The sequence below is a fragment of the Pseudomonas berkeleyensis genome, from assembly GCF_014109765.1.
Classification (GTDB): Bacteria; Pseudomonadota; Gammaproteobacteria; order Pseudomonadales; family Pseudomonadaceae; genus Aquipseudomonas; species Aquipseudomonas berkeleyensis.
In genome coordinates, this window is sequence record NZ_CP059139.1 from 3,846,649 (window position 1) to 3,859,693 (window position 13,045).

Sequence of the window (13,045 nt, forward strand, 5' to 3'; positions counted from 1 at the left end):
TAGCTCGTGAGAAGGCTGGGAAGCGGCTCCTTAATCTGTCCAAGGAGCATAAGGAAAATGCACTATCCCCCTTTTACCCAAGGGCTCCGCCCTGGGCTGCTGGCTGTTGTGCCGACTTCCGCTTTGGAGGTGCTGCATGACCAAGTCTGAATCCGTCGTTATCCCCTTCCCTTCACCACGTAATCCGTTGCAGAGCTTTGTCGCGGACGAGTGTCCGTTGCAGGCAGCAGCCGAGTATCGGGCAGCGTTGCTGGCCAAGCTGTTGCGGCGAATGCCGGAGCCGGAGTTGGCCAATAGCACCAGTGCGCTGCTGAGCGAGTTGATCGTGCTCTACCGCCGAGCCATCGCTCAGGCATCCGGGAGGGCAGCCCATGATTGAACTGCAAAGGCACCTCACCCATCTGCCCGCCCATGACGGGCAACCGCCTGCCAACTTCGGCTGGAACGCAGATTGTCAGGCGAGCTTCGGCCACGGCGTGCAAACCGCGCAGGCCTGGCTGGACGACGCCAACAGCGGCTGGCTATGGGCCAATCTGCTGCTGGAACGCCAGCTGTACCCGCCGGGTGCTCAGCGCCATGCCTTCGAACTGGGCTTTCTCAGCCGCATCCACCAGCGCTTGTGCTCGCCGCTGGGCGGAGGGCATCAGGCCTTACGGACGGAATTGCGCTTGTGACGACAGAGGCGAGGGCATGCCCTCGCCTCTTCCTTGGCAATGTATTTTTTGTGGGCACCGTTCACAAAGCTGAGCAGCCACGAGACGGTGCGCAAGACTTTGCACATAGGGCGCTGGTTAAGATTTGACTCTGGTATGGATCAGGCCAAGCGCTGCCCAATGCACATGCCGAGCCCTTGTGCGGGATTCAAAGCCGAGGTGTTGGTGATCCCGGTAACCCAGCCGCTCCCCGACGCACCAGGCGTGAAGGTGTTTCTCATGCGCAAAGCGCAGTGACGTAGTACGCCGGGGTTACGCACAACCGGAGAAGGAGACAGATTTTTTCAACCTGTCTCCTTCCAGTTACCGTCCTCTTTGATGGCTCCCACACCGGAGCGTGGGAGCCATCGACAACGTGCAGCTGAAGGGAGACGCCAGCTCAAGCATTCAGCTCGGGAGCACCGGCAGCCCTCGTTGCCACTAACGCAACGGTACATAGATATCCGTTTGCCAGTGATCCTTGGGCGTCTCGGGATAAACACTCAGGTATTCAAAGAACAACGGCTGGTCGCGCAGTTCTTCGCCGCTGCTCGGCAGCCAATCGCGGTAAATCGGGTAGATCGTTTCACCGATATGATCCGGGGAGCCCGCATGCCGAACCACGGCATAACGCCCGCCCGGTATGGTCAGCTCGCGAATGTTGAGTTCGTTCGCGGCCACGGCCTGTCGAATCTCGCCGCAAATGGCGAAGCGAAACTCGTGCGCTGGCGTGGTATCGGGATTGCCGTATGGAATGCCAAAGGATCGGCTCGATGCAATCGGTGATTGCCCGCTTTGCATGCGCCATTGGATGAAGGTGTTGACGCTCTTGTCCACCAGCTCGGGTGGGCCACAGTGTTCCAATGCGGCGACTCGCACAGGGGAAAAATCGACGATTTGTACGTGCATGGCGACAGTCCTTGAAAAGTGAGGGATGGCAAATACCGTATTCCACACATGCCAATTGGGTGCCTTTCTGAATTCACGGGGCGACATGCCAAACGCTCGTCTGAACGCCCGACTGAACGCTTCAGGGCTTTCAAAACCTGCCTGGAGTGCGGCGTTCAATACCGAGAGTTCGGCCCGGGCCACCAGACCATGCGCAGCGCGCCGCAGTCGCATCAGTTGCACATAGCGTGAAACCGGTACGCCAACGAATGCGCCGAACTGCCGATGGAAGTGAAAGGGCGAAAAGCTGGCCACCTGACTCAGCGCCTTGACCGACAAATCGCCATCGAGGTTGGCATCGATATAGGCGAGCACAGCATCGAAACGCTGTATGTAAGCAGAGGAAGGTGATCGAACAGACACGCTGCAGAAACTCCAGGAATACGGTGAGCACTAGCGTAGGCAATGGCGCTGTGCCGATGCCTAGCCGCGTTTGCTCAGTTTGGCCTGTTGATCGTTCCCACGCCCTGCGTGGGCATGCAGCCTTCGACGCTCCAGCGTCCATCACGGGCAGTTACGTGCTGCGCTGTGACGCAGAGCGTCACGGGTTTGCTCCCACGCAGGAGCGTGGGAGCCATCGATGCGGCCCATCCTTGGGTATAGCGCGTGGCAACGTGCAGCAGTTGCCGCGCCAGCCATCAACTGTCGCGTTATTGGATGAACCTGACACCGGGTTTGGCGCGTTCGTCGACAACCAGTTCGAACACATCGGGGCGAGCGTAATGGCCAGTCACATCGAAATCGTAGCGCGCCCGCACCAGGTCGGCCGTGTCGATTTCGGCGACCAGCAGGCCACGCCCGCCAGTCATCGGGCCAGCCAGCACGTCCCCCAGTGGGCCGACGATCACGCTGCCGCCGTTGATCAACGGGCGGTCATCAGCCCAGCCCTCGACCTTGATGCCCAGCGCCGCTGGGGAGTCCTGCACCTGGCAGGCACTGACCACGAAGCTGCGCCCTTCGCAGGCGATGTGGCGCATCGTGGCGAACCACATTTCCCGCTCATCCACGGTGGGAGCGCACCAGATGTCGAGGCCTTTGGCATACATCGCGGTACGCAGCAACGGCATGTAGTTTTCCCAGCAGATGGCCGCGCCCAGCCGCCCAGCCTCCCCTTCCACCACGGGCAGGGTCGAGCCATCGCCCTTGGCCCAGATCAGCCGTTCGGTACCGGTGGGCATCAGCTTGCGGTGCTTGGCGGCCAAGCCTGCTTGGGGCGTGAAAAACAGCGCACTGCAGTAAAGGCTGTGGCCGCTACGTTCGATGACGCCGACCACCAGATCAGCGCCGGTACGCTCGGACAGCGCTGCCAGTGCGTCGGTTTCCGCCCCTGGTACGTCGATTGCGTTGTCGTAGTACCGGGCAAAGGCCTCACGCCCTTCCGGCAGACGGTAACCGAGCTGGGTACCAAAACCTTCGCCCTTGGGATACCCCCCCAGCAAAGCCTCTGGCATGACGACCAGCTTGGCGCCGGCTTCGCGGATGGCCGTCTCGTAAGACAGAATCTGGTCGAGCGTGTCGGCCTTGCCGCCCGGTAGCGAGCCGATTTGTAGCGCAGCGACGATGGACTTGGACATTGGGAGACGCTCCTCGATGTGCGATAGGGGTTTCGCACATTCTCAGGCCCGGACAAACTATAAATAAATATCCATTCACTTCTAACTGATATGAATCAGATGAATATCGTCGATGTCGACCTGAACCTGCTGAAGGTGTTCGAAGCGCTATACGAGGAATCCAGCGCCAGCCGGGCCGCCCTGCGCCTGGGCGTCAGCCAGTCGGCGGTGAGCGCGTCGCTGCGCCGCCTTCGGGACGTTTATGGGGATGCGCTGTTCATGCGCACCGGACGCGGTCTGGCACCGACGCTGCGGGCGAACCAGCTACGCCCGGTGATCGGCGAAGCGCTGGCCAAATGTCGGCAGAGCCTGGCCTTGCTGGCACCTACGGCCAGCGACTTCAGCGGCCGCGCCGTCACCCTGGGTTTATCGGATGACTTCGAAATCGCCTATGGGCGTCAGTTGATCGATTCCGTTCAAGTGCGGGCACCAGGCTTGCGCCTGATATTCCGGCAGACACACAGCCAGATCGTCGCTGATGCCCTGCTCGACCGCAGTATCGACCTAGCCATTACCGCTGGCGGGTTCAATGCGCGAATGCTCAGCCGAGAGGTACTTACCGAAGGTGGCTATAGCTGCCTGGTGGATGCCGCTAGCCTGCAGCCGGAACAGACGGCTCTGAACATCGACGAATTCGTGGCCCGGGAGCACATCCTGGTTTCGTCGGGCGGGTTTATCGGCATCGTCGATGAGGCACTGGCAGCCATGGGGCTGACGCGAAAAGTCAGTGTCTCGACCACACACTTTGCCGCCTTGCCGTACCTGTTACCCGGTACCGCTGCCGTGGCCACCATCCCCAGCCATGCGGCTGACACCATTGCCCGGGTAACAGGGCTGGTCGCACTTCCCTGCCCACTGACACTGCCTCGCTATCCGATCGAGCTGGGCTGGCGAACCACGCCACAACCCGACCTCGCCATACAGCGGGTGAAAGAGACGATAGTGAATGATTTGAGCGAAAACGCTGTTTAGATCCATCGCTCGCATCCGCAGGGCGACCGGGCCAGCGACAGGAGCAGCAGCAGACTACGCTGATAGAACCAGGCAGGGGATTGCGCTCGAACGCAGTCATGGTGCTGCTGGCTGGCAGGCCATGCGAGCGTCCAATAATCGAACATAACTTTCCCGCGAACCGGCTAATTGATTAGCAAGCTAAGATTATAATGGGGCGACTCAAACAGCGAGATACTTGCCATGAAGAAACAACCGCAGGCCTCTGGCCTCAGCAGGTTCATCCTGATCGGTCTCGGCGCCGTCATCGCCCTGCTCGGCCTCGCCCTGGCCGCTGGTGGCGTTCGTCTGATCGGCCTGGGCGGCAGCGCGTACTTCCTCATCGGCGGCCTGGCCATGACCCTCTCTGGTCTGCTGATTGCCCTGCGCAAACAGGTCGGCGCCTGGCTGTTCGCCGCCTTCCTCGTCGGCACCGCCGTGTGGGCCGTCCTCGACACGGATCGCAGCTTCTGGCCGATGTTCTCGCGCCTGTTCATGTTCAGCGTGATCGGCCTGGTGGTGGCGCTGGTCTACCCGACGCTGGTGCGTGCTGCCGGTGGTAACGCCGGGCGCGGCGCCTATGGCGTGGCCGGGGTGATGGCGATTGCTCTGGCCTGGGCAGTGGGCAACATGTTCGTTCCCCACCCCAGCGTGCCGGCCACCGGCAACGGCCCAGGCCTGACTCCGGTTGACCCAGCCCACGCGCAAAAGGACTGGGCGCACTACGGCAATACCGAGGGTGGCAGCCGCTTCGCCGCGCTGGATCAGATCAACCGTGGCAACGTCGACCAACTGCAGGTCGCCTGGACCTACCGCACTGGCGATGTCGCCCAGAGCGACGGCAACGGTGCCGAAGACCAACTCACGCCGCTGCAGATCGGCGACAAGGTGTTCATCTGCACCCCGCACAACAACCTGATCGCGCTGGATGCCGATACCGGCAAGGAACTCTGGAAGAACGAGATCAAGGCGCAGTCCAAGGTCTGGCAGCGCTGCCGTGGCCTGGCCTACTTCGACGCCAGCCAACCAGTGGCCCAGCCGAGCCAGCCGGACAGCTCACCGGTGATCGCCGTCAGCGTGCCGGCCGGTGCCAACTGCCAGCGTCGCCTGCTGACCAACACCATCGATGCCCGCCTGATCGCAGTCGATGCCGACACCGGCGAGTTCTGCCAGGGTTTTGGCGACAACGGCCAGGTCGACCTCAAGGCAGGCCTCGGTGACGTGCCGGATTCCTACTACCAGCTCTCCTCGGCGCCGCTGATGGCCGGCACCACCGTGGTGGTCGGCGGGCGCGTAGCGGACAACGTGCAGACCGATATGCCCGGCGGCGTGATCCGCGGTTTCGACGTCATCACCGGCGCCATGCGCTGGGCCTTCGACCCGGGTAACCCGGAGGACAAACAGGCACCGGCCGACGGCAGCACCTATGTACGCAGCACCCCCAATAGCTGGGCGCCGATGTCCTACGATGCGGCGATGAACACGGTGTTCCTGCCCATGGGCAGCTCCTCCACCGACCTCTACGGGGCCGAGCGCACCGAGCTGAACCACAAGTACGGCGCCTCGGTGCTGGCCGTCGACGCCAGCACTGGCGCCGAGAAGTGGGTCTACCAGACCGTGCACAACGACCTCTGGGACTTCGACCTGCCGATGCAGCCAAGCCTGATCGACTTCACCAAGGACGACGGCCAGAGCGTTCCCGCGCTGGTGATCGGCACCAAGGCCGGGCAGATCTACGTGCTCGACCGCGCCACCGGCAAGCCGCTGACCAAGGTCGAGGAAGTCCCGGTCAAGTCTGCCGGCATCCCCAACGAGCAGTACTCGCTGACCCAGCCAAAATCCGTGGGCATGCCGCAGATCGGCGCACAGACCCTGACCGAGTCGGACATGTGGGGCGCCACGCCGTATGACCAGATGCTGTGCCGTATCAACTTCAAGCAGATGCGCTACGACGGCCTCTATACCGCTCCGGGCACCGACCTGTCGCTGAGCTTCCCAGGTTCGCTGGGCGGCATGAACTGGGGCAGCCTGTCCACCGACCCGGTGCACGGCTTCATCTTCGTCAACGACATGCGCCTGGGCCTGTGGATTCAGATGCAGCCGCAGCAGAAAGACGCCAAGACCGCTGGCGGCGGTGAAGCACTGAACACCGGCATGGGCGCGGTGCCGCTCAAGGGAACCCCGTATGCGGTGAACAAGAACCGCTTCCTGTCGGTGGCCGGCATCCCCTGCCAGGCGCCGCCCTACGGCACCCTGACCGCCATCGACATGAAGACCCAGCAGATTGCTTGGCAAGTACCGGTCGGCACCGTCGAGGACACCGGCCCGCTGGGCATCCGCATGCACCTGCCGATCCCGATTGGCCTGCCGACCCTCGGCGGCACGCTGTCGACCCAGGGTGGTTTGGTGTTCATCGCCGGCACCCAGGACTTCTACCTGCGCGCCTTCGACAGCAGCAACGGCGCGGAAATCTGGAAGGCCCGCCTGCCCGTCGGCAGCCAGGGCGGCCCGATGACTTACGTTTCGCCGAAAACCGGCAAGCAGTACGTCGTCATCACCGCAGGCGGAGCCCGCCAGTCGCCAGACCGCGGCGACTATGTAATGGCCTACGCCCTGCCCTGACGAAAACGCCCGCCAAACGGCGGGCGCTCCCTCCCCGGCGCGGTAACAGCTGCGCCGAATCAGGCAGACGTAGGACGGATCGGAACGCCGACCACTCGTGGCGTTAGCGAACAGTCCACCGATCCATGCCAAACCTGGCAACACGCGATCGCTCGAAATTCCATTGGCGTACTGCTTCGCGACGACTGCATGGATGCAGGAGGTAGAGCGACGCAGGATGCTAAAGCCGAGTACGCCCTACGCTCTAGCGGCCTCGCCCCAAATCATCACCGCTCCCACCTGGGAGATCGCCAGATAGCCCGCCCCTGCCTTGAGCACCGTACCGCCCAACACCGAAGCCTGGCTGGGCACAACCTCGGCGGTTGCCATCATGCGATGGAGATGCCGCAAAAGTGGATCACTCATAAAGCCTTTAATTGGATCAATACCTTGATCCTCTTAGTTGTCTTAATGGGGCAACGCCTTACTGATTCCACATCCTCAAAGGGTATTGCTCCATGAATCGTATTAACTGGTTTGAGGCATCAGCCGGTGCAGCTAAAGCACTGGGAGGTCTGCACCATTTCGTCACCACCGGAACAAACCTGCCGCCTCAACTCATCCATCTCGTGTTCTTGCGGGCGTCACAGATCAATGGATGCGCGCACTGCATCGATATCCATTCACGGGATCTGATCAAGGGAGGTATGTCAGTAGAAAAACTCGTGCTGGTGCCTGTCTGGCATGAGGCCGCGCATCTGTTTTCTGACCAGGAACGCTCCGCTTTGGCCTGGACGGAAGAAGTGACCTTGGTCAGTGAGACGCATGTTTCCGACGCAGCTTATGCCGCAGCATCGTCCGCATTCACCCCGAAAGACCTGGTCGACCTTACGGCGGCTATCGCAGCCATGAACGCTTTCAACCGCATGGGCGTCAGCTTTCGCTTGAGTCCTGCTGCGAAGGGGTAAATCGGAAAGGGGTGGATCATTAATCCGCCCCCTTCCCAATTGCCGCTCTCTTAGATCGCCGCAGCTGCCACCGACCTGGAACGCCAGGCAAAACCCAGCACCATCAGCAGTCCCAAGCCCGCCATCGCCGCACCGGCCAGGGAGATCGCCGGGTAGCCCAGCCCCGCTTTGATCACCGCTCCGCCCAGTGCCGCGCCGATAGCGTTGCCCAGGTTGAAGGCACCGATATTCACTGCCGAGGCCAGGTTGGGTGCGGCCTTGGCCGCCTCCATCACGCGCATCTGTAGCGGCGGCACGATGGCGAAGCTGGCGATACCCCAGATCAGAATGGCCACGGCGGCGGGTAGCGGCCAGCGCATCAGCACGGTGAAGGCCAGCAAGACCAGAATCAGAGTACCCAGCGAGACGATCAGGGTACGGTCGACGGAGCGATCCGCCGCCTTGCCGCCCCATACGTTGCCCAGCGTCAGGCCGATGCCGTACAGCACCAACATGGCGGTGATGAAGGCGGTGGAGGCCTGGGTCTCACTGCTGAGGATCGGCGCGATATAGGTGAACACGGTGAACATCGCGCTGGAACCGATCACGGTCAGGGCGAGCGCCGCCAACACCGGGCCACGACCCAGCACGCGGATTTCGGCCAGTACGCCATCGCTTTCCGGCAGCGGCACATTGGGCAGCGCGAACCACAGCGAGACCATCGCCAACACACCGAGGCCGGTGATGCCCCAGAACGCCGTGCGCCAGCCAAACACCTCACCGAACCAGGCCGCCAGCGGCACACCGCCGATGGTCGCCAGGGTCAGGCCCATGAACATGGCCGCCACCGCCCCCGCGCGTTTGTCTGGTGCGACCACGCTGGCAGCGACGATGGAGCCGACGCCGAAGAAGGCGCCGTGGTTGAGCGAGGTCACCACCCGCGCGATCAGCAGGCTGTAGTAGTCAGTCGCCAGGGCCGACATCAGGTTGCCCAGGGTGAAGATGGCCATCAGCCCGATCAGCAGATAGCGCCGAGGAATCTTGCCGGTGGTCAGGGTCATCAGTGGCGCGCCGAGCAACACGCCCAGCGCGTAGGCGCTGACCAGCAGGCCGGCGGCGGGAATGGAAACGCCGAGATCGCTGGCGATACCCGGCAACATGCCCATGGGGGCGAACTCGGTGACACCGATGCCGAAGGCGCCAATGGCGAGAGCAACGAGTGGTGGATTGATACGCATGGAAAGTCTCCTCATCTATGCCGCGAATGCTACGATCCAGCCCTTACCGGCGGTAGATGGCTTTTCTGGCAAACACCTTTGCTTACGGAGCACAAATGGACATAGGCGGCAGATCAGGCGACATGGCGGTGTTCACCACCGTGGCGGAGGAAGGCAGCCTGTCGGCCGCTGCACGCGCACTGGGGCTGACGCCCTCGGCGGTCAGCCGGATCATCGCGCGTACCGAGCTGCGCCTCGGCACCCGCCTGCTGCTGCGCACCACCCGCGCGATCACCTTCACCGCCGAGGGTGAGGCGTACCTGCGCGGCGCCCGGCGCATCCTCGCCGACATGGCCGAGGTCGAAGAAGCCATCGCTGACCAGGGCGTGCCTCGGGGTCGCTTGCGCGTCAGTGCTGCGCTCGGTCACGGGCGGCTGGCTATCGTGCCGCTGGTAGCCGCATTCAGCGCGCGTTACCCGAACATCACCGTCGACCTCAGCCTGGGCGACGAAGTGGTCGACATTCTCGGTGGCCAGGCTGACGTAGCCGTGCGCTTCGGCCATCTGCCGGACAGCCCATTGACCGCCCGCAAGGTCGGCGAAACCGGCCAGGTGGTGGTGGCCTCCCCCGACTACCTGCAACGCCACGGCACGCCGCAGCAACCGGAAGACCTGTTGCAGCACAACTGCCTGCGCTTCAACTTCCGCCGCGCCGAACCCAACTGGCCGTTCATCCGTGACGGCAAGGAATTCTCTCTGAAGGTCTGCGGCAATATCGAATGCAGCAGCGGCGAAGCGCTCGCGCAGTTCGCACGGGTCGGCGCCGGCATCGCGCGCATCGGCGAATTCAGCGTGGCCGAGGATCTGCAGCGCGGCGATCTGGTGCCGCTGCTGCAAGCCTGGAACCCCGGTGACCGTGAGCCGATTCATGCGGTGTTCGTCGGTGGCTCGGCCATGCCGGCGCGCGTGCGGGTGTTCGTGGATTTTCTACTGGAGCATCACCGGATGTGAGTCGCGCGCTGCCTCGCCAGCTTCTGCCAGGCGTCGCCAGCAAACACCTGTGAAGCCGGCTGCACGCAAGGCTTGGCCGGCAATCAAGCTGGTATGATCGCAGCCATGCGCTCAAGCACCCGCCATCCGTGCCCGCCACGGATGCCTATGGAACGGCCATCGAATCGCTGATCAATGAACAAGTTCGACAATTACAAAGCCATTGCCGACAGCATCGCCACGCTGCTTTTTCCTCACGCGGAGGTCGTCATCCACGACCTGGCCAGCCAGACGGTCGCGCATATCGCCAACAACACCTCCAAGCGCAAACTCGGTGACGAGTCGGCGCTGGAAGACCTGGCGCAAGACATCATCTCGGCGTCCAACCTCGGCCCCTACGAGAAGCTGAACTGGAACGGCCAGAAGGTGCGCTCGATCAGCAGCGTGCTACGCAATGACCAGGGCGAGCCCGAGGCGCTGATGTGCATCAACCTCAACCTGTCGGTGCTCGATCAGGCGCGTGAAGCGCTCGATGCGTTCTTCCAGATGAGCCGCATCATTCCCCAGCCGGACGCCCTCTTCCGCGATGACTGGCAGGAGCGGATCAACACCTTTCTGCACAGCTGGCTGCGCGACAGACAGCTGTCTCTCGGTGCGCTGAACCAGAAGCACAAGAAGGAACTGATCGAGGCGCTGTTCAAGGAAGGCGCGTTCGATGGGCGCAGCGCGGCGGACTACGTCGCCAATGTGCTGAACATGGGCCGCGCGACGGTCTACAAATACCTCAAGGCACTGCGCGCCGCCTGATAGCAGGCAGCATCATCACAGAGACTGGAGCGCGCAGAGCGCGATTTGCGCATCCTGCACGGCGACCCCGGTCAGATCGACCAGAGTGATTTCATCGTCGCTCGTGCGCCCGGCAATTCGCCCGTCCAGCAATGCGCCGATCTCACCCAGTTGCGCCTCCTCGATCAGCCCTGCCTTCAAGGCATGGGACACCTCGCCGTACTGCCGGCATTGCACGACTGAGTCCACGATGATGCGATCGGCCCGCGCGACCAGCAGCGGGTCGAGTTCCTGCTTGCCGGGCGCATCCGCACCGATTGCGGTGATATGCGTACCTGGCCTGACCCACTCGCTGTCGAGAAGCGCTGCGCGCGATGGCGTGGTGCAGACGATCAGGTTGGCGCCCTCCGCCAACGTCTTCGCCTCCCGCGTCACCTGAACATCGAATCCGAGCTCAGCGGCGAAATCGCTGTAAGAGGCCAGCTCGGCGTCATTGCGCCCCCAGACGATGACCCGACGGCACGCGGTAACCGGCCGCAGCTGTTCGAGTTGCATGCGGGCCTGCATACCCGTGCCGAGAATGCCGATGGCATACACCTCACGCGGCGCCATAAGCCGTGCCGCGATACGTCCTGCCAGAGCCGTGCGCATGCCGGTGAGCCAGCCTTGATCCTGCAACAGCGCAAGCGGCTGACCGTCGCTGGCCGACAGCACCAGCATCAGGCCGTCGTTGCTCTCCAGCCCTTTGCCGGGGTTGTCGTAGAACCCGGTAGACACCTTGACGGTGAAGGTTTCACTGCCCTCGATGAAGGCGGATTTGACGCAGCAATCGCCGTTCGCGGCAGCGAAGGCGAACATCTGGACCGGCGGCACCTGCACTTTGCCATTGGAGAACGCGACGAAACCTTCTTCGATCCGCTGCACTGCCAGGGCGAGGTCGATGTGGGCAACGATTTGCTGCTTGTCGACGATTCTCACGCCACCGCTCCGAGGAATTTCTCGAGGGTGATATTGCGCCCGCAAATCACTACAGCGACTCGCTTGCCACGATACTCCGGCGCGAGTTTCTGCATCGCCGCCACGGCAACGCCAGCCGCCCCTTCGATGATCCAACGCTCGCTGGCGGCCACATCACGCATGGCTGCCTTGATCTCCTGTTCGGAAACCAGCACGGTGCGATCTAGAAGCTGCTGGCACAGCGCGAAGGTGATGCTGCCGGGCTCGACGCCTCCGGCGGTGCCATCGGACAGGGTCTCGCCCTCCTCCATGTCGATGATCGCCCCGGCCTCCAGCGACTTCTGCAGCGTCGGGGCAACGGCAGGCCAGCAGCCGATGATCTGCGTCGATGGGCTCAGCCAGTTGAGTGCAGTGGCGATGCCAGAAATCATGCCGCCGCCACCCACGGCGACGAACACCGCATCCAGTTGCTCGGCCTGCTCATGCAGCTCCATACCGATGGTGCCTTGACCCGCGATGACCTGGGCATCGTTGTAGGGCGACACGAACGGTTTGCCCTGGAGCTCGGCCTGGCGCGCGGCTTCGAATTCGACACTCAGCGGGTCCGTATCCAGGCTCACCACCTCTGCGCCCTGCGCACGGATGGCGTCGAGTTTGACCCGAGAAGCCGTGGCGGTCGTGTAGACAGTGACCGGCACGCCCAACGTATTGCCAGCCAGCGCGAGCGCCTGCCCGTGATTGCCGGACGACGCCGTGATCACCCCCGATTGGCGCTGCGCCTCGGGCAGCAGGCGGATCTTGTTGCTGGCACCGCGAAACTTGAACGACCCGGTGTGCTGCAGGTGCTCGCACTTGAGATGAACCTCGCAGCCCGTGATCGCGGAAAGCGCAGCACTGTGAATCAGCGGAGTAACCGCCACCTGCGGCCGCAGCGCGACATGCGCCTGGCTGATCGCCTCGAAGAGCTGCTGCAGGTAGGTATCGTCGAGTTGCATCTGGAACCTCTAACGTCAGAAATGATGAAACGGTTGCCCGTTCTGGCCCTTGCTCAAAAGCGGCGCGCCGGCGCTGTCGCTCCCGCCTGGAACAGGACGGCGCGACGAAGCAGACGGTGTGAGTTCAACAGTTCACAGCTGCGCCAATATAAAATATAAGTCTACAGTAGACTTTTATTACACAAACAACAAGATCACTGCTTGAGGCAATTCCGCCCTGGCTCGACAACCTACCAATGGTAAGTTACTTTTAGTAGGTAATGATTCACCGACGCTATTTCGCTCAGCGAGCCGCTAACCGTCCCTACTG

The 13,045-nt window shown here is 62.6% G+C and carries 12 protein-coding genes; 7 read left to right on the forward strand and 5 right to left on the reverse strand.

The genetic code is table 11. The features are described from left to right. Nucleotides 1-136 precede the first annotated feature (136 nt). Together HS968_RS17810 and HS968_RS17815 are read left to right on the forward strand one after the other, a co-directional pair. A complete protein-coding gene (locus HS968_RS17810) occupies nucleotides 137-379 on the forward strand; it encodes a hypothetical protein (RefSeq protein ID WP_106739622.1) in 243 nt (80 codons plus the stop codon). After that, nucleotides 372-674, forward strand: a complete 303-nt coding sequence (locus HS968_RS17815; RefSeq protein ID WP_119692964.1) for a LasR-specific antiactivator QslA — start codon at nucleotides 372-374, stop codon at nucleotides 672-674. The genes HS968_RS17810 and HS968_RS17815 overlap by 8 nt, the downstream gene beginning before the upstream one ends. A gap of 459 nt (nucleotides 675-1,133) precedes the next feature. Here HS968_RS17815 and HS968_RS17820 read toward each other — a convergent pair whose 3' ends face one another. Next, entirely contained in the window at nucleotides 1,134-2,003 is an 870-nt protein-coding gene (locus HS968_RS17820; RefSeq protein ID WP_182367757.1) for an AraC family transcriptional regulator, read from the reverse strand. 287 nt (nucleotides 2,004-2,290) lie between these two features. Next, nucleotides 2,291-3,214, reverse strand: coding sequence for a carbon-nitrogen hydrolase family protein (locus HS968_RS17825; RefSeq protein ID WP_182367759.1), 924 nt, complete (start codon nucleotides 3,212-3,214; stop codon nucleotides 2,291-2,293). Between the two features lie 90 nt (nucleotides 3,215-3,304). On the opposite strand from HS968_RS17825, the gene HS968_RS17830 reads away from it, so the two are divergent. The 3 genes from HS968_RS17830 to HS968_RS17840 all read left to right on the forward strand — a co-directional run bounded on the left by HS968_RS17830 (nucleotide 3,305) and on the right by HS968_RS17840 (nucleotide 7,812). After that, nucleotides 3,305-4,225: a LysR family transcriptional regulator gene (locus tag HS968_RS17830; RefSeq protein ID WP_182367762.1), complete on the forward strand. Its 921-nt coding sequence runs from the start codon at nucleotides 3,305-3,307 to the stop codon at nucleotides 4,223-4,225. 222 nt (nucleotides 4,226-4,447) lie between these two features. Further along, the gene (locus tag HS968_RS17835) at nucleotides 4,448-6,865 is read left to right on the forward strand and encodes a glucose/quinate/shikimate family membrane-bound PQQ-dependent dehydrogenase (protein WP_182367765.1); all 2,418 of its coding nucleotides are present in this window, start codon (nucleotides 4,448-4,450) and stop codon (nucleotides 6,863-6,865) included. Nucleotides 6,866-7,362: 497 nt separating this feature from the next. Beyond that, nucleotides 7,363-7,812 carry a carboxymuconolactone decarboxylase family protein gene (locus HS968_RS17840; RefSeq protein WP_119692972.1) on the forward strand — a complete coding sequence of 150 codons (450 nt, stop codon included), beginning with the start codon at nucleotides 7,363-7,365 and terminating at the stop codon, nucleotides 7,810-7,812. 50 nt (nucleotides 7,813-7,862) lie between these two features. Here the strand turns inward: HS968_RS17840 and HS968_RS17845 are convergent, their stop codons facing one another. Further along, entirely contained in the window at nucleotides 7,863-9,029 is a 1,167-nt protein-coding gene (locus tag HS968_RS17845) for an MFS transporter (RefSeq protein WP_119692973.1), read from the reverse strand. Between the two features lie 95 nt (nucleotides 9,030-9,124). On the opposite strand from HS968_RS17845, the gene HS968_RS17850 reads away from it, so the two are divergent. After that, a complete protein-coding gene (locus HS968_RS17850) occupies nucleotides 9,125-10,018 on the forward strand; it encodes a LysR substrate-binding domain-containing protein (protein WP_179622145.1) in 894 nt (297 codons plus the stop codon). 174 nt (nucleotides 10,019-10,192) lie between these two features. Then, a complete protein-coding gene (locus HS968_RS17855) occupies nucleotides 10,193-10,804 on the forward strand; it encodes a helix-turn-helix transcriptional regulator (protein WP_106736504.1) in 612 nt (203 codons plus the stop codon). Nucleotides 10,805-10,819: 15 nt separating this feature from the next. Here HS968_RS17855 and HS968_RS17860 read toward each other — a convergent pair whose 3' ends face one another. Next, nucleotides 10,820-11,761 carry an ornithine cyclodeaminase family protein gene (locus HS968_RS17860; protein ID WP_182367767.1) on the reverse strand — a complete coding sequence of 314 codons (942 nt, stop codon included), beginning with the start codon at nucleotides 11,759-11,761 and terminating at the stop codon, nucleotides 10,820-10,822. Then, complete coding sequence (locus HS968_RS17865; RefSeq protein WP_182367770.1) at nucleotides 11,758-12,735, reverse strand: threonine/serine dehydratase; 978 nt, start codon at nucleotides 12,733-12,735, stop codon at nucleotides 11,758-11,760. Before HS968_RS17865 ends, HS968_RS17860 begins: the two co-directional genes overlap by 4 nt. Between the last annotated feature and the right edge of the window lie 310 nt (nucleotides 12,736-13,045).